Origin of the sequence: Streptomyces boninensis (assembly GCF_048572725.1) — a bacterium.
Lineage (GTDB): Bacteria > Actinomycetota > Actinomycetes > Streptomycetales > Streptomycetaceae > Streptomyces > Streptomyces boninensis.
The window spans coordinates 3,765,001-3,785,640 of the sequence record NZ_CP183837.1; the positions used below are offsets into that span (position 1 = coordinate 3,765,001).

Below are 20,640 nucleotides of genomic sequence, written 5' to 3' on the forward strand. Positions count from 1 at the left end.
GCTCAACACTCTGCGCTGTGATCAGTACCGGTAGTGGTCCGGCTTGTACGGCCCCTCGACCTTCACGCCAATGTAGTCGGCCTGCTCCTGCCGCAGCTCCGTGAGCTTCACGCCCAGGGAGTCCAGGTGGAGCCGGGCCACCTTCTCGTCCAGGTGCTTCGGCAGCACGTACACGTCAGTCGGGTACTCCTCGGGCTTCGTGAAGAGCTCGATCTGCGCCAGCGTCTGGTCCGCGAAGCTGTTGGACATCACGAAGGACGGGTGGCCGGTCGCGTTGCCCAGGTTGAGGAGGCGGCCCTCGGAGAGGACGATCAGGACCTTGCCGTCCGGGAAGGTCCAGGTGTGGACCTGGGGCTTGACCTCGTCCTTGACGATGCCGGGGATCTGGGCGAGGCCGGCCATGTCGATCTCGTTGTCGAAGTGGCCGATGTTCCCGACGATCGCCTGGTGCTTCATCTTGGCCATGTCGGCGGCCATGATGATGTCCTTGTTGCCGGTCGTGGTGACGAAGATGTCGCCCTTGTCGATGACCTCGTCCAGGGTCGTGACCTGGTAGCCGTCCATCGCCGCCTGCAGGGCGCAGATCGGGTCGATCTCGGTGATGATCACGCGGGCGCCCTGGCCCCGCAGCGACTCCGCGCAGCCCTTGCCCACGTCGCCGTAGCCGCAGACGACAGCCGTCTTGCCGCCGATCAGCACGTCCGTGGCGCGGTTGATGCCGTCGATCAGGGAGTGGCGGCAGCCGTACTTGTTGTCGAACTTCGACTTGGTCACCGCGTCGTTGACGTTGATCGCCGGGAACAGCAGGGTGCCGTCACGGTGCATCTCGTACAGGCGGTGGACGCCGGTGGTGGTCTCCTCCGTCACGCCGCGGATCTCCGAGGCGAGCTTGGTCCACTTCTGCGAGCCCTCGGTGATGGTGCGGTTGAGGAGCTGCAGGATGACGCGGTGCTCGTCGTTCTCGGCGGTCTCGACCGAGGGGACCTTGCCGGCCTTCTCGTACTCGACGCCCTTGTGGACGAGGAGGGTGGCGTCGCCGCCGTCGTCCAGGATCATGTTCGGGCCGCCGGTCTCGGTGCCCGGCCAGGTCAGCGCCTGCTCGGTGCACCACCAGTACTCCTCCAGCGTCTCGCCCTTCCAGGCGAAGACCGGGATGCCCTGGGGGCTGTCCGGGGTGCCGTTCGGGCCGACGGCGACCGCGGCCGCGGCGTGGTCCTGGGTGGAGAAGATGTTGCAGGACACCCAGCGGACCTCGGCGCCCAGGGCGACCAGGGTCTCGATGAGGACCGCGGTCTGCACCGTCATGTGCAGCGAGCCCATGATCCGGGCGCCGGCCAGCGGCTGCGAAGCGGCGTACTCCTTACGGATCGCCATCAGGCCGGGCATCTCGTGCTCGGCGAGGGTGATCTCCTTGCGGCCGAAGGCGGCCAGCGACAGGTCGGCGACCTTGAAGTCGGAGGGGCTGAGGACCTGGGAGCTCATTCGGTCTCCTAAGCGCGTATTCGTCGTGTGTCTGCTGTCTCGGGCGGGTTCCTGAGCTGCGGCGATACGTGTGGCGATACGGCGCGAGCCGCGCGGCGTCCGCGCAGCCTGGCTCGATTGTTCTTCAAGCGCACTCACTGCAGCCCAGTCCGTCGGAGGCCCTCTCTCCCTCGGCCGGCTCCGCGCCCGCGGCATCCGCCCGACCGCCATCAGCAGCGACGTCTGGCACTGCCCACCAAGCTACCGCAGGGGCGGTCCCGCTTGGGCGGGTGGCCCGGGATTTCCCGCCACTGCCGCGGCCGCCTGTCGCCACTGCCGCGGCCGCCTCCCGCGGATGCGAGGCTCCGCACCCCGGCTGAGAATGGGGGGCGTGACCTTTGGTGGAAGTGCGGAGCCGACTGCGGGGCTACTAGATCGTTCTGCGAGCATGTGCGCGCGCACGAAGCCGTCCCCGGGCCGCCGGACACAGCCACTGGCCTGGGGGACCCCGAACCCAAGGAGTCGATCCACGTGACAAGTCCCGCAGATCCCCCCGGCACGGCGGGGACGAGCGAGCAGAGCAAGCAGGGACTGAACCTGCTCGCGGTCACCGCCTGTCCCACCGGCATCGCCCACACCTACATGGCTGCCGAGAAGCTCGAACAGGCCGCCACGGCCATGGGCCACCACATGAAGGTGGAGACTCAAGGGTCGATCGGCGCCGAGAACGTACTGACTGACAACGATGTCGCGAACGCAGACGCGATCATCATCGCCGCCGACAAGGACGTCGACCCGAGCCGCTTCGTCGGCAAGCGGGTGCTGACCGTCGGCGTCAGCGAGGGCATCAACAACCCCCAGGGCCTGATCGAGCGGGTGCAGAGCTCCCCCGTGTACGGCGGCGGCGCGGGCGGTGGCGCCGGCGGCGGCGCGGCCCTGGACAAGACGACGGGCGGCGGAGGCGGCGGCAAGCAGCGCAGCCCGGTCTACAAGGCGCTGATGAACGGCGTCTCGTACATGATCCCGTTCGTCGTGGTCGGCGGTCTGCTGATCGCGATCTCGCTGTCCATCGGCGGCCACAAGGACCCCAAGGGCGGCCTCGTCATCCCCGAGGACACCTTCTGGTGGTACGTGAACCAGATCGGCACCATCGGCTTCACCCTGATGGTCCCCATCCTCTCCGGCTATATCGCGTACGCCATCGCCGACCGGCCGGGCCTGGTGCCGGGCATGATCGGCGGCTGGATCGCGAACACCGGATCCCTCTACGACTCCGAGGCGGGCGCCGGCTTCATCGGCGCCATCGCGACCGGCTTCCTGGCGGGCTATCTGGTCCAAGCCATCAAGAAGGTGCAGGTCCCGAAGTTCGTCCAGCCGATCATGCCGATCATCGTGATCCCGGTGCTGGCGACGACGGCGCTCGGCCTCTTCTTCATCTACGTGATCGGCCGGCCGATCGCCTGGATCTTCGAGCAGCTCACCGACTGGCTGGGCGGCATGACCGGCGCCAGCGCGGCGCTGCTGGGCATCATCCTCGGCCTGATGATCACGTTCGACATGGGCGGTCCGGTCAACAAGACCGCGTTCCTCTTCGGCGCCGGGCTCGTATCGAAGTCGCCCGAGGTCATGGGCATGTGTGCGGCGGCCATTCCGGTGCCGCCGCTGGGGCAGGGTCTGGCCACGCTGATCCGTCGGCGGCTGTACTCCGAGCAGGAGAAGGAGACGGGACTGGCGGCTTTGTTCATGGGCTTCTTCGGCATCACAGAAGGTGCGATTCCCTTCGCCGCGGCCAATCCAGCCCGCGTCATCCCGGCGAATATGGCCGGTGGCGCGGTGGCGGGTCTTATCGCCGGTCTGGCCACGGTGACGGACGCGGTTCCGCACGGCGGTCCGATCGTGGCCGTGCTGGGTGCGGTCGGTGGCGTGCCTATGTTCTTCCTGGCGGTCATCGTCGGGACGGTCGTGACCGCGATGGTCACCGTCGCGCTGCTGGGTGTGCAGGCCCGTAAGCAGGGTCTGCCCGGTGGTGGCATGGAGCCGGCCTTTGCGGGAGCGGGGGCGGGCGTCGGTGCCGCGAGCGCCGGTGCCGGTGCCGCGGCCCTCGGCGGCGGCATGGCCTCGACCGCGCTGGACGGCATGGGCGCCACCACCACGACCGGTGCCGGTGCCGCCGCGCACACCACCGCCGTGGACGGCGAGTCGACGGCGCATGCCGCGTACGAGAAGAGCCACCGGGCTCCGGTGACGAGCTCGACCACCCGGCCGGTGCCACAGGACAAGGTCCAGGACGCGGCTCCGAGCTACGCGGCTCAGGCGGCCCAAGCGGCCCAGTCGGCGCAGGGCGAGGTGCTCTCCGGCTACCTCACCGAGCAGACCGTCCTGCAGCAGCTCACCGCCGTCAACCGCGACGACGCCATCCGCGAGCTGGTGAACCTGATGGCCGACACCGGCAAGGTCGCCGACAAGGACGCGCTCGTCCAGGCCGCCCTCGCCCGCGAGGCGCAGGGCACCACCGGGCTCGGCGAGGAGATCGCGATCCCGCACGCCAAGACGAATGCGGTGACCGCGCCGGTCGTCGCGTTCTCCCGGTCCGAGCAGGGCATCGACTGGGGTTCCATGGACGGCACCCTGGCCAAGCTGATCTTCATGATCGCGGTGCCCGAGGCGGCCGCGGGCGACGAGCACCTGCGCATCCTGGCGCAGCTGTCGCGGAAGCTGATGGACACCGACTTCCGGGCGCGACTGCAGGGTGCGGGCTCGGATGCGGACATTCTGAAGATCCTCGGCGAGATCCAGTAAGCCTGTCCGTTCCGGACATGACGTGGGGCCCGCCGCTAGCAGCGGCGGGCCCCACGTCATGTCGCTTACGACTGCGGTCGCAATATGTCCGGCTCGAGATAGATCTGCCGGGCGGTCGGGACCGCCTCGCGCACCCGGGACTCCGCGGCGTTGATCGCCTCGGCGACCTTTTCCGCGCTGTCCTCGTGCCGTACCGCGATCTTCGCCGCGACCAGCAGTTCCTCCGGGCCGAGGTACATCGTCTTCATGTGGATGACGCTGCTGACGGTCTCGCCGTCCGTGAGCGCCTTGCGGATCGCCTCGACGTCCACGTCGGCCGCGCCCTCGCCGAGCAGCAGGCTCTTCGTCTCCACTATCAGGACGACCGCGATGACCAGCAGCAGTACGCCGATGCACAGGGTGCCGATGCCGTCCCAGACGCCGTCGTCGGTGAAGATCGCGATGGTGACGCCGAAGAGGGCCAGCACCAGGCCGACCAGCGCGCCCAGGTCCTCCAGCAGGATCACCGGCAGCTCGGGCGCCTTGGCCCGCCGGATGAACTCCCACCAGCCCTGGTCGCCGCGGACGTGGTTGGTCTCCTGTATGGCCGTACGGAACGAGAACGACTCCGCGATGATCGCGAAGACCAGCACGCCGACCGGCCAGTACCAGTGCTTGATCGGGTGCGGGTCATGGATCTTGTGATAGCCCTCGTAGAGCGCGAAGAGCCCGCCGAGCGTGAAGAGCACGATCGAGACCAGGAACGCGTAGACGTAGCGCTCCCGGCCGTACCCGAAGGGATGCTCCTTCGTCGCCGCGCGCTTGGCCTTCTTGCCGCCGAGCAGCAGCAGGCCTTGGTTGCCGGAGTCCGCGAGCGAGTGCACGCCCTCCGCGAGCATCGATGACGACCCGCTGAAGGCCCATGCCACGAACTTCGCCGCGGCGATCGAGAGGTTGGCGACGAGTGCCGCCACGATCGCCTTGGTTCCGCCTCCTGCAGCCATACGTCCCCGCCAGTCCCTTCGTGGTCTCCGCTACGGGCGGGCACATTGTGTCAGGTGCGCGGCACCTCGCTGCGTCAGACCCGCGTCATACCCGCTTCAGACCCGCACGGTGGCCCGGAAAAGGGTGCCGGAACCGGTCGCATGTACCGCTTCGTCCGCCGCCGGCACGTACGCCGACTCGCCGCGGTGCAGCGAGAGCCGGCCGCCGGCGGGGGTAGTGAGCTCGGCGCTGCCGTCGGTGCAGAAGAGGATCTGCGGGGTACGGGCCTCCAGGGACCGCGGCCCGTCGTCGAGGTCGTAGCGGAAGAGGCGGAAGTCGTCGACCGGGGTGTCGAAGGCGCCGTCCGTGCCCGCGTGCAGGATGCCGGGGGCGGTGGCTTCGAAGCGGACGATGTTCAGCAGTTCGGGTACGTCGACGTGCTTCGGGGTGAGGCCGCAGCGGAGGACATTGTCGGAGTTGGCCATGATTTCGACGCCGAGGCCGTCGAGGTAGGCGTGCGGGACTCCGGCGCCGAGGTAGAGGGCCTCGCCGGGCTGCAGCTGGACGGTGTTGAGCAGCATCGCGGCGATCACGCCCGGGTCGCCGGGGTAGTTGCGGGCGATGGAGGCGTAGGTGGCGAAGGCGGTGGCGTACGGGCCTTCGCCGGTGCCGAGCCGCTCGGCGGCGGCCGCGGCGGCCTCCACGGTGGCGGCCATCTCGTCCTTGTCGGCGCGCAGCACCCCGGTGAGCACCTCGCGCAGCGCGTCCTCCTCCGGCTTGGCGCGGAGGAGGTCGACGTACGGAGTGAGGGAGTCGACGCCGAGGCCGTCGATCAGGTCGGCGGCCTCGGTGGCGCTGCGGAAGCCGCAGAGGCCCTCGAAGAGGGTGAGGGCGCAGATGAGCTCGGGCTTGTGGTTGGCGTCCTTGTAGTTGCGGTCCGGGGCGTCGATCGGGACGCCGGCCTCTTCCTCGCGCTGGTAGCCGAGGCGGGCCTGGTCGATGGTGGGGTGGACCTGGAGGGAGAGGGGGGCCGCGGCGGCGAGGGCCTTGAGGAGGAAGGGCAGCTGCGGGCCGAAGCGCTCGACGGATGCCGCGCCGAGCTCGTCCTCCGGGTCGGCCTTGATGACGTCCGCGAGGGATACCGCGCCGCCGCCGCGGTCGACGCGCGAGGGGGCGCCGGGGTGGGCGCCCATCCACATCTCGGCCTGCGGCTCGCCGGTGGGCTCGGTGCCGAGCAGCTCGGGGATGGCGGTGGTGGAGCCCCAGGCGTAGGGGCGGACGGTGTTGGTGAGGCGGTCCATGGGAGCTTTCCGGTCGGGGTGCGGCGTGCTTGGGCGCTGGTGGGCGGGGTTCTCAGTGCTGCTGCGACGATGCCAGGGCCAGGTACACGGCGGTGAAATCCCCGGTGGCGATCAGCTCCGCGGCGGCTTCGAGGGGGGTGCCCTCGGCGGGTTCCAGGGCGCTTACGGGGGTGCCGCGGTGGTTGATCAGGCGGCGGGCGGCTCTGCTCGGGGACTGACCTTCGAGCTCGCCCTGCTGGAGGAGGACCACCCGGGCGCGGAGTGACTCTGGCTCTTCCACCCGGTCGCGGAAGAAGTCGTCGGGGTCGTCGCCCGCCGGTGCCCCGAACTCGCCCGCCAGCAGCGCCGCATGCGTCTGCAGCGCGTGCGGCAGCGGGGCGGCGAGGGCGGGGCGGCCCGCGATGGCGCCGAGGGCGGTGGCGAAGTGCCGGCCGGCGGCCGCGGCGACCGGGCCGTCGGCCCAGAGCAGGGGCAGCGATTCGGCGAGTTCGACGGCGAGGGTTTTGGCCGGGTTCGTGTACGTCTCGATGGCGGGGCCGCAGCGCTCGGCGACGGCGTCGAGGCGGTCGGCGACCTTGTCGAGGGCGGCGGGGGGTGCCTCGATGAGACCGAGGCGGTCGGTGAGCTGGAGGAGCGGGGTGAGCAGCGCCCAGAGGGAGCCCGGGGGCTCGTAGTCGCCCTCCTGGCTGCCCAGGTCGCTGCCGACCGGGATCAGCGGGATGGGCAGGCCGCGGAGGTCGGCGACGGTCTGGCTGATGGTGGTGGAGCGGGGGGCGACGGCCGCTACGGAGCAGCCGCGCCGGTACGCCTGCTCGACCAGCGCCTCGAGCCCTGGCTCGCGCCCGTACCCGGTGACGACGAGCAGCAGGTCGAGCGGGCCGGCCCAGCCGGGGAGCGCCCAGCGCAGATCGCCCGGGTTGTAGTCGGAGCCGGTGGGCTCGACGGCGGTGACCGGGCAGGCGCCGCCGGTGAGGGAGCCGAGGAGGTCGGCGATGCAGTACGTCGCCGGGCCGAGGCCCGCGATGAAGAGGGCGCGGGGGCGGCCGTCGGGCTTGAGCTCGCCGAGGCCGGCTTCCTGGGCGGCGCGAGCCGCGGTGCGGACGCGGGCGCCGGCTTCCGCGGTGCCGCGGAGGAGCTGGCGGGGGTCCGCGGCGGCGAGGGCCTGGGGGGCGTCGAGGCGGGTCTCGTCCAGCATGGCGGGGTTCGCCTTACGCCTGGCGGCGGGCTTCGTCTACGAGGAGTACGGGGATGCCGTCGCGGATCGGGTAGGCGAGTCCGCAATCCGCTGCGGTGCAGCGGAGTTCTTCGTCCTGCTCCTTGAGGGGGGCGTGGCAGGCCGGGCAAGCGAGGATCTCGAGGAGGCTCGATTCGATCGACACGATGCGGGTGCCCCTTACGCTTCGTCGTTGTTTCTGCGGGTGGGTCGGCTTGCGTCAGGTTACCTCTGCGGGGTTGTTCCCGCCCGCCCGCCCGTTGCTGTCGGTCGTGGGAGGGGGCGATACCGGCCGCGATGTTGCTGCTGCGATGTTGCTGCCGCGATGTTGCTGCCGCGCCCTGGGCGATCGCGCCTGGCGGCGCTCGCCCTCAAGCGCCGGGCGGGCTTGAGCGGGCCGGCCGCCGCCGGGGGCCGGGTGCGGGGTGGGGGTACGTCCTCACGCGGCACCGACACCTTCGGCCGGCACGTGCTGCTCATCCCCGCGCTGCGGGCGCACCCCCACCCCACACCCTCGTAACGCTGCCGGGTGGCGGCCCGGTGGCCGCGTGCGGCACTTCGACCCCGCGCTCTCGTAGCACTGCCGGGCGCCGGTCCGGCTGCCCCGCGCCGCGCGCAACCACACCCCGCGCCTCGCACCCTCGTAACGCTGCCGGGCGCCGCTTCGCAGCGCACTCGCACCTCGCACGGCACCAGGCGCCCCCCACCCGCCCACAGCAACGGGCGGGCGGGTGGGAATCAGCCGCGCGCAGCGCAACCGCATGCTCGCCGCGCTGCCGGCTGCCGCGCGCAGCCCACTCGCAGCTCGCATGGCACCAGGCGCCGGCTCACCCCCTAACGCACACAGCAACGGGCGGGTGGGTGGGTAGAGCCCCCGGGCAGCTAGCCGCGTACCAAGGTCAGGGCCTCGTCTCGTACGCGCTCCATCGTGGAGCGGTCGCGTGCCTCGACGTTCAGGCGGAGCAGGGGCTCCGTGTTTGACGGGCGCAGGTTGAACCACCAGTCAGCAGACGTCAGCGTCAGGCCGTCCAGCTCGTCGATGGTCACCCCGGACTGGTCGGCGTAAGCCGCGCGTACTGCCGCCAGGCGGCCCGCCTGGTCCGCGACCGTCGAGTTGATCTCGCCCGACGCCGCGTAGCGGTCGTACGACGAGACCAGGCCCGAGAGCGGGCCGGGCTGCTCGCCCAGTGCGGCGAGTACGTGGAGGGCGGCGAGCATCCCCGTGTCGGCGTTCCAGAAGTCGCGGAAGTAGTAGTGCGCGGAGTGTTCGCCGCCGAAGATCGCGCCGGACTTGGCCATTTCCTGCTTGATGAAGGAGTGGCCGACGCGGGTGCGGACCGGGGTGCCGCCGTGTTCCTTGACGACCTCCGGCACCGACCAGGACGTGATCAGGTTGTGGATGACGACGCCCTGGCCGCCGTTCTTCGCCAGCTCGCGGGCCGCGACCAGGGCGGTGATCGCTGATGGGGACACCGGCTCGCCGCGTTCGTCGATCACGAAGCAGCGGTCCGCGTCGCCGTCGAAGGCCAGCCCGGCGTCCGCGCCCTCCGCGCGGACCCGTGCCTGGAGGTCGACCAGGTTCTTCGGGTCGAGCGGGTTCGCCTCGTGGTTGGGGAAGCTGCCGTCCAGTTCGAAGTACATCGGCACGATGGTGATCGGCAGGCCGGCGAAGACCGTCGGCACCGTGTGGCCCGCCATCCCGTTGCCCGCGTCCACGACCACCTTCAGCGGGCGGCTCGACGTCAGGTCGACCAGGCCGCGGAGGTGGGCCGCGTAGTCGGTCAGGGTGTCGCGCTGGGTGATCAGGCCCGGGGCGGCGCCCGAAGGCGGTGGGGCGCCGGTGTCCGACCACTGCTCGACCAGCGCGCGGATCTCGCCGAGGCCGGTGTCCTGGCCTACGGGCGCGGCGCCGGCGCGGCACATCTTGATGCCGTTGTACTGGGCGGGGTTGTGCGATGCCGTGAACATCGCGCCGGGCAGGTCCAGGCTGCCGCTGGCGAAGTACAGCTGGTCCGTCGAGCACAGCCCGATCTCGGTCACCGCCGCCCCGCGGTCGGCCGCGCCGCGCGCGAACGCCCGTGACAGGCCGGGGGACGAAGGGCGCATGTCGTGGCCGACGACGATCGCGTCCGCGCCGGTCACCTGGACGAAGGCGGCGCCGAAGAGCTCGGCGAGGGGCTCGTCCCAGTCGTCGGGGACGACCCCGCGCACGTCGTACGCCTTCACCAGGCCCGACAGATCAGTCACGGCGGCAGCCCTCCCGTAAGTCAATGTCCGTACGAACACTAACCCTCGCGAGCGACCCGGCTGCGCCCGGCGCCCCGGCTCTAGCCCTCGGGGGACCTGAGCACCCGCAGGTGACCCCGCCGGGCCACCTCCATCGGGTCGGCCCGCCGCTCCGAGGGGGTGATCGCGCGCTCCGCCGAGCCGTCGCCGCGGTGCGGGCGGGCGGCTTCGCGGACGGCGTTGGCGAGGGCTTCGAGGTCGTCGCTGCTGTGCCGGGCCGGGCCGGGCGCGATGGCGAGGCGGACGACTTCCCAGCCGCGCGGGGCCGTCAGGCGCTCGGAGTGCTCGGTGCACAAGTCGTAGCAATGCGGCTCGGCATACGTGGCGAGCGGGCCGAGCACCGCCGTGGAATCGGCATAGACGTACGTCAGCGTCGCAACGGCAGGACGGCCGCAGGCGGTGCGCGAACAGCGACGTACAGGGCTCACAGCGTTGGACGGTACCGCACTCCTGAGCGGGCCGCGACGACTCTCCCTCACGTCACCCTGCCGTGTCGTTCCCGAGTTGCCGCCGCGGACCCCTCGTGCTGCCCCCGCTGACCTGCACTGATCTTGCGCCGGGCGGTCAGGAGGCGGGCGCCGATGGTCAGCATGCGGATCAAATGCCGTCAATACGTGTGAAATCTACGGTCGCTTGTCGACCGGATCAGGGGCAAAAGGAGGCTGGAAATGTTCACTCCCCGACATGCGCCACCAGGGGAGAACCTGCGCGCAGCACCGCATACGAAGGGCTCCGGCGGGCTACGCTCATGATTGATGGAGCACGCACAGGACCGGGCGGCATCCCGTACCGATGAATCCAGGCCGCGCCGGCGCGACCGCCATGGACGCGGCATGCGCGGACCCGTGGCACCGCCGCAGGTGCCGCTGGCAGTGACGCGCTCCGACGCGTTCGTCGATCTCGTGCTCGACTCCGCGCAGCGGCTGCAGCGGCGGCTGTCGCAGCTGTCCGAGGTGGAGTTCGGGGTGCTGGACGTACCGCTGAAGGACAACGGGCAGGCGGAGGGCGGCGCGTGGGACGGCGACGAGGCGTCCGTGCCGCTGGGGCAGGTGATCAAGGCCGTACCGGGCAAGCATCCCGATCGCATCGTCGTCTACCGGCGGCCGGTGGAGATCCGCGCCAAGAATCGTGATGAGCGCGCGCTGCTCGTCCACGAGATCGTGGTCGAGCAGGTCGCCGAACTGCTGGGGCTCACGCCGGAGTCGGTTGATCCGCAGTACGGGCAGGACTGAGGGTCGCAGGCCCTCCTCCTTTAGTCCCGTCCCAGCACCGACAAGTCCGGCTCCGCCTCCGGCACCGCCACCGTCGAGCCGTCGTCCGGGACGCCCTGCACCGTGAAGGACTTCGCGCCCGCCGTCTTCGACGTGAGCGTGCGCGACGCGTACACCGTCCCGCCGGAGACCTTCTCCACCGTCACCGCGAAGGAGCCCTTCAGGCCCTGCGGCGCCGGTGGCGTCACCGACTTGGTCGTGCCCGGTTTGATCTCATATGTCTTCTCGGCCGGTTCGCCGCCGTCGCTGCCCGCCGACGAGATGACCTTCACCTTCGCCGCCTTCTTGCCGGGCGCGGTCAGCGCCAGCGTGCTGCCCTTCGCCTGGCTGCCGGCCGCCGTGCCGCGCTCGGCGATCGGGGCCGTCGCCGGGATGAAGCCCAGTTCCTGCTCGCGGCCTTTGCCCCGGGTCACCCGTAGCGCCGCGACAATCGGCGTGCCGCCGCTCGCGGTCGGCGTCAGCACCAGCGAGCCGGGCTCGCCCTTGGTGATGTCGCCCAGGTCGACCGCCGCGGTCATGCCCGCCTTCACGTGCAGGGTCTCGTGGCCGGCCGGGGCGATGCTGCTGGCGGGGCCCGCGAGGCGGAGCTTGACGTCGGCGTCGTCGGCGCCGGGGGCGTAGGCGACCAGGCGTGCGGAGGTGGCGTCCTCGGGGATGCCGGGGATCACCAGCGAGGGGGAAGGGGCGGCCGAGGCCTGCAGCCAGTCGCCGCCGAGCTTGGTGTCGGCCGCGCGCACGGCGGCGCCGATGCGGCCCGAGCGGGCGGTGACCTTCACCGCGAGGTTGGTCTGCGGCTCGTCGGTGAGGGTGGAGAGCAGCACCTCGGTGGACGAGTGGCCGGGGATGGTGATGCCCTCGCCCGTACGGCCGGGCAGGTCGCCGGACTTGCCGTGCAGCTCGATGTCGACCACGGCCGGTTCGGCGTCGGGGTTGGCCAGCGTGACGTAGTCGTGCCGGTCCTTGTCCGTCGAGGCGCCGGGGAACCAGAACTCGGTGTCCGGCGCCATGCACCGCGCCCCCGAGAGGCCGCGGCCGTCGCCCGCGTCGATCTCGGTGGTCTGCTGCACGGTCCAGCCGGGCGCGAAGCCGCCGCCGGCCTGGCCGATGAGCGCGGGGGGCTGCGCCGCGCTGGTCTTCGCGATGACCGGCTTGCCGGGCTGCTTGAGACCGGCGATGGCCTTGCCGCGCTTCGCTTCCTTGTCGCCCTTGTCGCCCTCGTCCGCGTCGTCGCGGGTCGCGGAGTGCAGCGCGGCGCTGCCCTTCTTGCTCTTTTCGCTGGGGGTGCCGCTCGGGGTGAAGGAGGTGTACGTGCTCTCGCCGACGTCGGAGCCGGCCGGCGCTGGGCACACCAGCGTCGCGCGCTCGACCGGGAGCCGCTTCGCCGTCCTGGCGACGGCGTCCGTGCCGTCGCCGTCGGGGACGGTCAGCGCGGCCACGCCGGTGACGGCGGCGAGGGCGGCGCAGGCGGCGGTCAGAGCAAGGGTGTTGCGGGTCATCGCTGCTGGTCGCTTCCGTCGGTGGGGCGGTCCCCAGAAGTGCCGAAGGCCTGGAAGTCGTACGACGGGTCGTGGCCTGGCGGGTGCTGCTCGGCCGGCTGCTGGGCGTAGTCGTACGCGGCCTGGTCCGGCTGGGGCTGCTGCCCGTACTCCTCGGTGGGCTGCGCGTAGTAGCCCGGGTCGTAGTCGTAGCTGCCGGTCTGCCCGTAGTCCTGGGCCTGCTGGGCGCCGTACGGGTCGGCGTAACCCGCGCTGTCCCAGGCGGCGTAGTCGGGCTGCGGCGGTACGGCCGCGGGCTGCGGCTCGGGCTGCGGAGCCTGCTCCGGTACGTCGGGCACCTGCTCGCCCGAGCCCGAACCCGAGCCGGAACCTGCGCCCGCGCCCTGCGCCGCCGCCGCGCGCAGCCGCCGCGCCCTGCGGCCCTCGCCGGCCACCGGCTCCGCCGGGACCGGGGCGGGGGCTGAATCCGATCGAGCCTCCGGCAGGTCGTCGTCGACCTCCCGCCGCCTGCCGGGCAGCGCGAGCACCAGCACGACCAGCGCGAGGCCGGCCTGCGCCCAGACCCAGCCGGTGTGGCTCAGCGGGGTGTCGTACGTGACGTCGAGCCGGCCGCCGGCCGCGGGCAGTTCGAAGCCCTGCGCCCAGCCGTCGGTCTTGACCGGCTTGAGCGCCTTGCCGTCGAGGGTGGCCTGCCAGCCCGCGTCGAAGCTGTCGGCGAGGCGCAGCGTCCGGCCTTCCGTGCCGGCCTTGATGTCGGTGTGTACGTCCACGGGCCCGGCCGATACCGCGGCGGGGGCCACCGCGGCGCCCGCCGCCTGGCCCGGGCCCGGCTTGCCGCCGGTGATGGTGACGCGGGAGACCTTGCGGTCGATGCGCCACAGGGCGCTGCCGTTCTGGTCGCTGAGCTTGGTGAGCCCGGTGGTGGTGTCGAGCACCCGGCCGAACTCCCGTACCGCGTCGTGCCGTACGAGCACATACCGGACCGCGTAGTCGCCCAGCGCGGCGGTCTGGTCGGCGCCGGAGCCGGCGACGAGGTTCGCGACGACGGCGGACAGCCGGTCGTCCTCGCCCGCGCTCTCGGCGAGTTCGGCGTCGCCGAGGCGGGCGCCGGAGCCGCGGACGAGGGTGAAGTCGACCTTGCCGGGGGTGCCGTCGAGGACGAGGGTGCGCGGCTGGTCCGCGGTGCCCGCCTCCTCGGCGACGAACGCCGGCACCTGCGCCGCGTCGCGCCGCTCCAGCGGCCCGTCGGCGCCGCGCAGCATCCACCCGGCGGCAAGCAGCAGCGGGCCGAGCGCGCAGGCGGCGGCGATGAGGACGGCGACGGGCTGCCGCCAGCCGAAGGACTGCTCGGCGACGCGGTGCCTGGCCCCGTCGGCGCCGAGCACAGCGGCGGCCAGCAGCGCCAGCCCGTAGACGAGCGAAGCCGGGCCCGCCCAGGCCTCGCCCGCGCCGAGCGCCGCGAAGGCGAAGCCGGCGAGGGCGGCGGCCCAGGCGGTACGGACCGGGAGCTCGCGGTCGCCGCGCAGCAGGGCCGCGAGGGCGGCGAGCAGCACGCCGACGAGGAGGATGCCGCCGCCGGCGTTCGGCCCGCCGGGGGCGGCCAGCAGCAGGTCGGTCGCGGAGACGTCGGGCGCGGCCCGGTCGAGGCCTGCCTCGCCGAAGAAGCGCGAGGGCGAGGAGAGCAGCTGCAGCGACCAGGGCGCCAGGACCACCATCGGGGTGGCGAGGGCGGCCAGCAGCCGCAGCCCGTACGCGCCGAGCTGTCCGCGCCCGGTCGCGGCCCGGAAGCCGAGCACGGCGGCGGCGAGGACGAGCGCGACCGGCCAGACGACCGGCGTGAAGGCGGTGGTGATCGTCAGCAGCAGCGCGTACGCCCAGGCGGGCCGCCACGCGGGCCGCGCGGCATCCCGCCGCAGGCCGCTCGCGGCGATCGCGACGCGGGCGATCAGCGGCAGCAGGATGGCGAGCACGCAGGTGCCGAGCCGGCCGCCGGCGAGTGCGCCGGTGGCGGCGGGCAGGACCGCGTACACGACGCTGCCCCAGGCGCGCAGCAGCCGGGACGGCACCAGCGAGCGGGACGCGAAGTAGGCGGTGAAGCCGGCCAGCGGCACCGAGCAGACGAGCAGCAGCGTGAGCGCGAAGTCGGTGGAGCCGAAGAGCACGGTCGAGAGCCCGGCGAGCACCGCGAGATACGGCGGCGCCGCCTCGGTCCCGCCGACGCCGAGCGGGTGCCAGGCGTCCACGTACCGCGACCACAGCTCGCCCGCCCCATCGGGCGCGGGCAGCAGCGCGCCGCCCATCAGCGAGCCGCCGCCGAGCAGCGCCCGGCAGGCGATCAGCGAGGCGAGCAGCAGGACGGCGAAGAGCACGGGCCCCGGCTTGCGGGCGACCCGCTTGATCCGGGCGAACTGCTCGACCTCGAGAAAGTCCGCCTCGTCGTCCCCAGGGCCGGTCTCGACGGCGCCGTGCCGCCCGCCGCCCGAGCGGTCCTCCTCCGCCTTGCCGCTGAAGTTGCTGAGCACCTGCTCGAAGGTGACCCGCAGGGTCGCCCCGCGCCGCGGGAAGAGCGGCCCCAGCTCGCTCGCCGGGACGGCGGGGCGGCCGCGCCTGCGGCGCGCGGCGATGATCCGGTGCGGCCGCAGCAGTACGGAACCGAGCCCGGCGACCTCGTCGAGCGCCTGCCGGGGGACCTTGCCGACCAGGTAGGCGATGGTACGGAGCAGGGTGCCGAGGATCAGCCGGAAGGCGATCCAGGGGAGCTTGCCGGCCGCCGAGTTGACCAGCAGCGCATAGGCGGCCCCTGCCTTGTCGACGCGGTGCGGGCTGGCGCCCTTGGCGCGGCCGCGGCCGATGCAGTCGATGGAGCGCCGCTCGCGGGCGGCGGCCTCGGCGTGCCGCATGACGGCGTCGGGGGCGATCAGCACCCGGTGCCCGGCCTGGTGGGCGCGCCAGCACAGGTCGACGTCGTCGCGCATCAGCGGCAGCCGGGTGTCGAAGCCGCCGAGCTGCTCGTAGACATCGCGGCGGATCAGCATCCCGGCGGTGGACACGGACAGCACGTCCCGTACGCCGTCGTGCTGGCCCTGGTCCTGCTCGCGCCGGTCGATGCCGGTCCAGCGGCGGCCCGAGTTGGCGATGGAGACGCCGGTCTCCAGCAGCTGCCGGCGGTCGTACCAGCCGCGCAGCTTGGGGCCGATGACAACGGCGCTCGGGGTGGCCGCGGCGACCCGCAGCAGGCTCTGCAGCGCGCCGGGCTCCGGGGCCGAGTCGTCGTGCAGCAGCCACAGCCACTGCACGGGCTCGCCGTGCGGCAGCTCGGGCATCTCGTACGCCTCGTCGTGCCAGGTCCTGGTGACCGGGTCCCAGCCGCTCGGCCGGCGGAGATACGGCAGCTGGTCAGGGCCGAGCGGCCCGGCCGTGCGGGCGGCCTCGTCGACGGCCGCGCCGAAGGAGGTGCGGCGGGCGAGGTGCAGCACCCGCTCGGCGCCGAGCGACTCGCCCAGGATGCGGGCGGAGCCGTCGGCGGAGCCGGTGTCGGCGGCGATGACGTTCTGCACGGGGCGCTGCTGCGCGGCGATGCCGGCGAGCACATCGGGCAGCCAGCGCTCGCCGTCGTGCGAGACGAGCACGGCGGTGACGACATGCTGCGGCAGCTCGGGGGCCGCCGCTGATGCGCCGCCTGCTGAAGGCGCTGCGTTTGGGGTGGACATCGGTCCTCTTTACGGGGACGTGCTGCGGACGGCCACCCACACTAACGGCCGGTACGCCTGCCCTGTGCAGGGCTTGGGGAGACGTACCGGCCGTTATGCAGTGCTATGTGGTGTACGTGGTCAGAGAGCCGCCTTCTTCAACCGCCGTCGCTCGCGCTCGGACAGGCCGCCCCAGATGCCGAAGCGTTCGTCGTTGGCGAGGGCGTACTCGAGGCACTCCGAGCGGACCTCGCAGGCGAGGCAGACCTTCTTCGCCTCCCGCGTGGAGCCGCCCTTCTCCGGGAAGAAGGATTCGGGGTCGGTCTGGGCGCACAGCGCGCGCTCCTGCCAGCCGAGCTCCTCGTCCGCCTCATCGACCAGCACGTGCTCGAACAGCTCGGTCATGTGCGCGCCCCTCGCTTGCCTGAAGTGCTTCCCCGTGATGCCGTCGTTATCGAATTGCCCGGACGACACGAGTGAAATTACAAGTGCGTCACTCCGGGCCAGTCAAGCCGGGATCTGCTATTGGACCCCTTATTCACCCTGCGGAACCAAGCCCTCACGAATAGTGTTCATATCGGTCGAAACCATGACACTCCCATAGGGCCCCGGGTCGGCCGTCGCCCTTATGGAGGACTGACGATCGGCACGGCAATCCCGTTGCAGCCCGCGCGCAGAAGCGAAAAGGATCACAGTCGCATCACAGAACGACAACGGTGTACGCGGGTCGATGAACCCGCATCTGCCTCTCCAACGAGCTGACAAAACCTTTCGCCTCGGGGGGCAACCGGAAGAGGTGAATCGTACGGAGCAAACCGGACATCAGGTTGACATCCGGTCCAGGACACGCTCTGCTGGACCCCATGTTTGGTACGCGCGCCACGCGCCGCTGTCGCAGCTGTTGTAGCTCCCTGTAGAGCTCCAGCTCCAGCCTCGCCCTGCCCGCCAAGCACCACTTCCCGAGAAACCACGCATCGCTCATGCTCAGCGACATCTCCATCGCCGGCGACCCGCTCGCCCTCCCGCACCTGCTGTCCGCGGAGCCGGCCCACCCGGCCACCGTCGCCGGCTTCGCCGGACTCGCCCGGACCATCGCGGCCGACCGCGACCGCTGGTCACCGCTGGTCACGTACGACCCGACGACCCGCTGGTACCACCGCCTGCAGACCGGCCCCGGCTACGAGGTCTGGCTGCTCAGCTGGCTCCCCGGGCAAGGCTCCGGCGCACATGACCATGGCCCCTCCTCCGGCGTGCTCACGGTGCTGGAAGGGGAGTTGACCGAGACCACGGGCGCGGCCCGGCGCACCCTCACGCCGGGCGCGCAGCGCGTCTTCGCGCCGGGTTATGCCCACGAGGTCGTCAACGCCGCGCTGACCCCGGCAGTGAGCCTGCACGTCTACTACCCCGGCCTCACCGAGATGCCGATGCACACGACAACTCCGGAGGCGGCCCTGACAGACTGGGCCGCATGCAACAGCGCGCATCTCGCATAGTCGTTCTGGCCGGTGGCATCGGCGGCGCCCGCTTCCTGCGCGGCCTCAAGCAGGCCGCGCCCGACGCCGACGTCACCGTCATCGGGAACACCGGCGACGACATCCACCTCTTCGGCCTCAAGGTCTGCCCCGACCTCGACACCGTCATGTACACCCTCGGCGGCGGCATCCATGAGGAGCAGGGCTGGGGCCGCGCCGACGAGACCTTCGCCGTAAAGGATGAGCTGAAGGCGTACGGGGCCGGGCCCGAGTGGTTCGGCCTCGGCGACCGCGACTTCGCCACCCACATCGTCCGTACGCAGATGCTGGCCGCGGGCTATCCGCTGTCCGCCGTCACCGAGGCGCTGTGCGAGCGCTGGCAGCCGGGCGTACGGCTGCTGCCGATGTCCGACGACCGCGTGGAGACGCATGTCGCTGTAGAGGTCGACGGCGAGCGCAAGGCGGTGCACTTCCAGGAGTACTGGGTGCGGCTGCGCGCCTCCGTACCGGCCGAGGCGATCGTGCCCGTCGGCGCGGACCAGGCGAAGCCCGCGCCCGGCGTCCTGGAGGCCATCGCCGACGCCGACGTGATCCTCTTCCCGCCGTCCAACCCGGTCGTCTCCATCGGCACCATCCTCGCCGTCCCCGGCATCCGCGAGGCGATCGCCGACGCGGGCGTGCCGGTGGTCGGCCTGTCGCCGATCGTCGGCGATGCTCCGGTACGCGGCATGGCCGACAAGGTCCTGGCCGCGGTGGGGGTGGAGTCCACGGCATCCGCCGTAGCGCTGCACTACGGCTCCGGGCTGATCGACGGCTGGCTGGTCGACGAGGTGGACGCCGGGCATGTGGGGCCTGTCGAGGAGGCCGGGATCAAGTGCCGGGCGGTGCCGCTGATGATGACGGACACGGACGCGTCGGCCCGGATGGCCGCGCAGGCCCTCGCCCTGGCCGAGGAGGTACGCACGGCATGAGCGGTTACCGGGTCTGGGCGCTGCCCGGCATCCCAGAGGTACGGCCTGGCGACGACCTCGTGAAGCTCATCGCGGCCACAGAGCCCGGGCTCGCGGACGGCGACATCCTGCTCGTCACGTCCAAGATCGTGAGCAAGGCCGAGGGCCGTATCGTCAAGGCCGCCGACCGCGAGGCCGCGATCGACGCCGAGGCCGTGCGGGTGGTGGCCAGGCGCGGGCCGACCCGGATCGTGGAGACCCGCAGCGGCCTGGTGATGGCGGCGGCCGGCGTCGACGCCTCGAATACGCCGCCCGGCACCATCCTGCTGCTCCCCGAGGACCCGGATGCCTCGGCGCTGACCATCCGCGACGGCGTGCGGGAGGCGCTCGGGGTCGAGGTCGGCGTGATCGTCACCGACACCTTCGGGCGGCCCTGGCGCAACGGCCTCACCGACGTCGGCATCGGCGCGGCGGGGGTACGCGTCCTGGACGACCTGCGCGGCGGCACCGACACCTTCGGCAATGAGCTCGGCGTCACCGTCGTCGCCACGGCCGATGAGCTGGCCGCGGCCGGCGAGCTGGTGAAGGGCAAGGCAGACGGGCTGCCGGTCGCCGTCGTGCGCGGCCTCGGGCACCTGGTCGCGGACGCCGCCGACGGCGCGAAGGCGCTCGTCCGGGACGCCTCGCAGGACATGTTCCGGCTGGGCACCTCCGAGGCGGTACGGGAGGCCGTGACGCAGCGGCGGACGGTGCGCGAGTTCACCGACGCGCCCGTGGACCCGGCCGCGGTGCGCCGCGCGGTGTCCGCGGCCGTGACCGCCCCCGCGCCGCACCACACCACGCCGTGGCGGTATGTGCTGCTGGAGTCGGCCTCGGCCCGTACGAAGCTCCTGGACGCCATGCGCGAGGCCTGGATCGAGGACCTGCGGGAGCTGTCCGGCTTCACGGAGGAGTCGATCGCCAAGCGGATCCGCCGCGGCGACTTCCTGCGCACGGCGCCGTACCTCGTCGTCCCCTGCCTGGAGACCTCCGGCGCGCATACGTACCCGGACGATCGCAGGAACGCCGCCGAGCGGGAGATGTTCGTGGTCGCGATGGGCGCGGGCGTGCAGAACCTGCTCGTCGCGCTGGCGGGCGAGGGGCTGGGCTCGGCGTGGGTGTCCTCGACGATGTTCTGCCGCGACGTGGTCCGCGAGGTCCTGGACCTCCCGGCGGACTGGGACCCGATGGGCACGGTGGCGGTGGGCCACGCCGCCGCCCCGCCCCGGGACCGCCCCGCCCGCGCGCCCCACGACTTCATCGAAGTCCGCTGACTCCCGCCCAGGAAGGCGACCCATGGCACTCTTCGGCAACGCCCACGCGATAGACCCGGCCACGGCCGCGCAGGACTACGCCAAGCTGCTCAGCCACGGCGAGCAGGTGCACGCGGCGTATCTGCTGATACGGGACACGATCCTGCTCACCGACCGGCGCCTGGTGCTGATCGACAAGCAGGGCCTGACCGGCAAGAAGGTCGAGTACCACTCGGTGCCGTACAAGAGCATCACGCACTTCGCGGTGGAGACCGCGGGCCACTTCGACCTGGACGCCGAGCTGAAGATCTGGCTGTCCGGGAATCCGGTGCCGCTGCAGAAGACCTTCACCAAGGGCGTGGACATCTACGAGGTGCAGGCGATACTCGCGCAGTTCGTGACGCGGTAGACGAAGGGGCCGGCACCTCGCGGTGCCGGCCCCTCTGT

The 20,640-nt window shown here is 72.0% G+C and carries 16 protein-coding genes; 6 read left to right on the top strand and 10 right to left on the bottom strand.

The window, feature by feature from the left end; all coding sequences use genetic code 11:
• Positions 1-21: 21 nt before the first annotated feature.
• The gene (gene ahcY / locus ACNNMR_RS17020; protein WP_419995460.1) at positions 22-1,482 is read right to left on the bottom strand and encodes an adenosylhomocysteinase; all 1,461 of its coding nucleotides are present in this window, start codon (positions 1,480-1,482) and stop codon (positions 22-24) included.
• A 510-nt stretch (positions 1,483-1,992) separates the two neighbouring features.
• On the opposite strand from ahcY, the gene ACNNMR_RS17025 reads away from it, so the two are divergent.
• Positions 1,993-4,260: a fructose-specific PTS transporter subunit EIIC gene (locus ACNNMR_RS17025; protein ID WP_419995461.1), complete on the top strand. Its 2,268-nt coding sequence runs from the start codon at positions 1,993-1,995 to the stop codon at positions 4,258-4,260.
• Between the two features lie 65 nt (positions 4,261-4,325).
• On the opposite strand, the gene ACNNMR_RS17030 is transcribed toward ACNNMR_RS17025, so the two are convergent.
• From ACNNMR_RS17030 to ACNNMR_RS17055, 6 genes are all read right to left on the bottom strand, one after another.
• Positions 4,326-5,243, bottom strand: coding sequence for a cation diffusion facilitator family transporter (locus tag ACNNMR_RS17030; RefSeq protein WP_419995462.1), 918 nt, complete (start codon positions 5,241-5,243; stop codon positions 4,326-4,328).
• A gap of 96 nt (positions 5,244-5,339) precedes the next feature.
• A complete protein-coding gene (gene manA, locus ACNNMR_RS17035) occupies positions 5,340-6,524 on the bottom strand; it encodes a mannose-6-phosphate isomerase, class I (protein ID WP_419995463.1) in 1,185 nt (394 codons plus the stop codon).
• A gap of 52 nt (positions 6,525-6,576) precedes the next feature.
• On the bottom strand, positions 6,577-7,719 hold the full coding sequence (locus ACNNMR_RS17040) for an SIS domain-containing protein (protein WP_419995464.1): 1,143 nt from the start codon (positions 7,717-7,719) through the stop codon (positions 6,577-6,579).
• A gap of 13 nt (positions 7,720-7,732) precedes the next feature.
• Positions 7,733-7,903 carry a Trm112 family protein gene (locus ACNNMR_RS17045; RefSeq protein ID WP_419995465.1) on the bottom strand — a complete coding sequence of 57 codons (171 nt, stop codon included), beginning with the start codon at positions 7,901-7,903 and terminating at the stop codon, positions 7,733-7,735.
• Positions 7,904-8,619: 716 nt separating this feature from the next.
• A complete protein-coding gene (locus ACNNMR_RS17050) occupies positions 8,620-9,984 on the bottom strand; it encodes a phosphomannomutase/phosphoglucomutase (protein ID WP_419995466.1) in 1,365 nt (454 codons plus the stop codon).
• Between the two features lie 80 nt (positions 9,985-10,064).
• Positions 10,065-10,502: a DUF3499 domain-containing protein gene (locus ACNNMR_RS17055; protein ID WP_419995467.1), complete on the bottom strand. Its 438-nt coding sequence runs from the start codon at positions 10,500-10,502 to the stop codon at positions 10,065-10,067.
• A 276-nt stretch (positions 10,503-10,778) separates the two neighbouring features.
• Between ACNNMR_RS17055 and ACNNMR_RS17060 the strand changes: the two genes are divergently transcribed.
• Entirely contained in the window at positions 10,779-11,255 is a 477-nt protein-coding gene (locus tag ACNNMR_RS17060; RefSeq protein WP_419995468.1) for a metallopeptidase family protein, read from the top strand.
• 20 nt (positions 11,256-11,275) lie between these two features.
• Here ACNNMR_RS17060 and ACNNMR_RS17065 read toward each other — a convergent pair whose 3' ends face one another.
• From ACNNMR_RS17065 to ACNNMR_RS17075, 3 genes are all read right to left on the bottom strand, one after another.
• The gene (locus ACNNMR_RS17065) at positions 11,276-12,790 is read right to left on the bottom strand and encodes a DUF5719 family protein (protein WP_419995469.1); all 1,515 of its coding nucleotides are present in this window, start codon (positions 12,788-12,790) and stop codon (positions 11,276-11,278) included.
• Positions 12,787-16,500: a glycosyltransferase gene (locus ACNNMR_RS17070; RefSeq protein WP_419995470.1), complete on the bottom strand. Its 3,714-nt coding sequence runs from the start codon at positions 16,498-16,500 to the stop codon at positions 12,787-12,789. The genes ACNNMR_RS17065 and ACNNMR_RS17070 overlap by 4 nt, the downstream gene beginning before the upstream one ends.
• A gap of 120 nt (positions 16,501-16,620) precedes the next feature.
• Positions 16,621-16,884 carry a WhiB family transcriptional regulator gene (locus ACNNMR_RS17075; protein WP_419995471.1) on the bottom strand — a complete coding sequence of 88 codons (264 nt, stop codon included), beginning with the start codon at positions 16,882-16,884 and terminating at the stop codon, positions 16,621-16,623.
• Positions 16,885-17,459: 575 nt separating this feature from the next.
• Between ACNNMR_RS17075 and ACNNMR_RS17080 the strand changes: the two genes are divergently transcribed.
• Genes ACNNMR_RS17080 through ACNNMR_RS17095 form a run of 4 tightly spaced genes read left to right on the top strand, consistent with a single transcriptional unit; the run spans position 17,460 to position 20,602 of the window.
• Positions 17,460-17,972 carry a cysteine dioxygenase gene (locus ACNNMR_RS17080; protein WP_419995472.1) on the top strand — a complete coding sequence of 171 codons (513 nt, stop codon included), beginning with the start codon at positions 17,460-17,462 and terminating at the stop codon, positions 17,970-17,972.
• On the top strand, positions 17,948-18,922 hold the full coding sequence (gene cofD, locus ACNNMR_RS17085) for a 2-phospho-L-lactate transferase (protein WP_419995473.1): 975 nt from the start codon (positions 17,948-17,950) through the stop codon (positions 18,920-18,922). The genes ACNNMR_RS17080 and cofD overlap by 25 nt, the downstream gene beginning before the upstream one ends.
• A complete protein-coding gene (locus ACNNMR_RS17090) occupies positions 18,919-20,214 on the top strand; it encodes a coenzyme F420-0:L-glutamate ligase (RefSeq protein WP_419995474.1) in 1,296 nt (431 codons plus the stop codon). Before cofD ends, ACNNMR_RS17090 begins: the two co-directional genes overlap by 4 nt.
• A gap of 22 nt (positions 20,215-20,236) precedes the next feature.
• Positions 20,237-20,602, top strand: a complete 366-nt coding sequence (locus ACNNMR_RS17095; RefSeq protein WP_419995475.1) for a PH domain-containing protein — start codon at positions 20,237-20,239, stop codon at positions 20,600-20,602.
• Positions 20,603-20,640: the final 38 nt, after the last annotated feature.

Coding starts and splice junctions, on each gene's coding strand:
- ahcY (WP_419995460.1), bottom strand. CDS start 1,482: ATGAGCTCCCAGGTCCTCAGCCCCTCCGACTTCAAGGTCGCCGACCTG.
- ACNNMR_RS17030 (WP_419995462.1), bottom strand. CDS start 5,243: ATGGCTGCAGGAGGCGGAACCAAGGCGATCGTGGCGGCACTCGTCGCC.
- manA (WP_419995463.1), bottom strand. CDS start 6,524: ATGGACCGCCTCACCAACACCGTCCGCCCCTACGCCTGGGGCTCCACC.
- ACNNMR_RS17040 (WP_419995464.1), bottom strand. CDS start 7,719: ATGCTGGACGAGACCCGCCTCGACGCCCCCCAGGCCCTCGCCGCCGCG.
- ACNNMR_RS17060 (WP_419995468.1), top strand. CDS start 10,779: ATGGAGCACGCACAGGACCGGGCGGCATCCCGTACCGATGAATCCAGG.
- ACNNMR_RS17065 (WP_419995469.1), bottom strand. CDS start 12,790: ATGACCCGCAACACCCTTGCTCTGACCGCCGCCTGCGCCGCCCTCGCC.
- ACNNMR_RS17070 (WP_419995470.1), bottom strand. CDS start 16,500: ATGTCCACCCCAAACGCAGCGCCTTCAGCAGGCGGCGCATCAGCGGCG.
- ACNNMR_RS17075 (WP_419995471.1), bottom strand. CDS start 16,884: ATGACCGAGCTGTTCGAGCACGTGCTGGTCGATGAGGCGGACGAGGAG.
- ACNNMR_RS17080 (WP_419995472.1), top strand. CDS start 17,460: ATGCTCAGCGACATCTCCATCGCCGGCGACCCGCTCGCCCTCCCGCAC.
- cofD (WP_419995473.1), top strand. CDS start 17,948: ATGCAACAGCGCGCATCTCGCATAGTCGTTCTGGCCGGTGGCATCGGC.
- ACNNMR_RS17090 (WP_419995474.1), top strand. CDS start 18,919: ATGAGCGGTTACCGGGTCTGGGCGCTGCCCGGCATCCCAGAGGTACGG.
- ACNNMR_RS17095 (WP_419995475.1), top strand. CDS start 20,237: ATGGCACTCTTCGGCAACGCCCACGCGATAGACCCGGCCACGGCCGCG.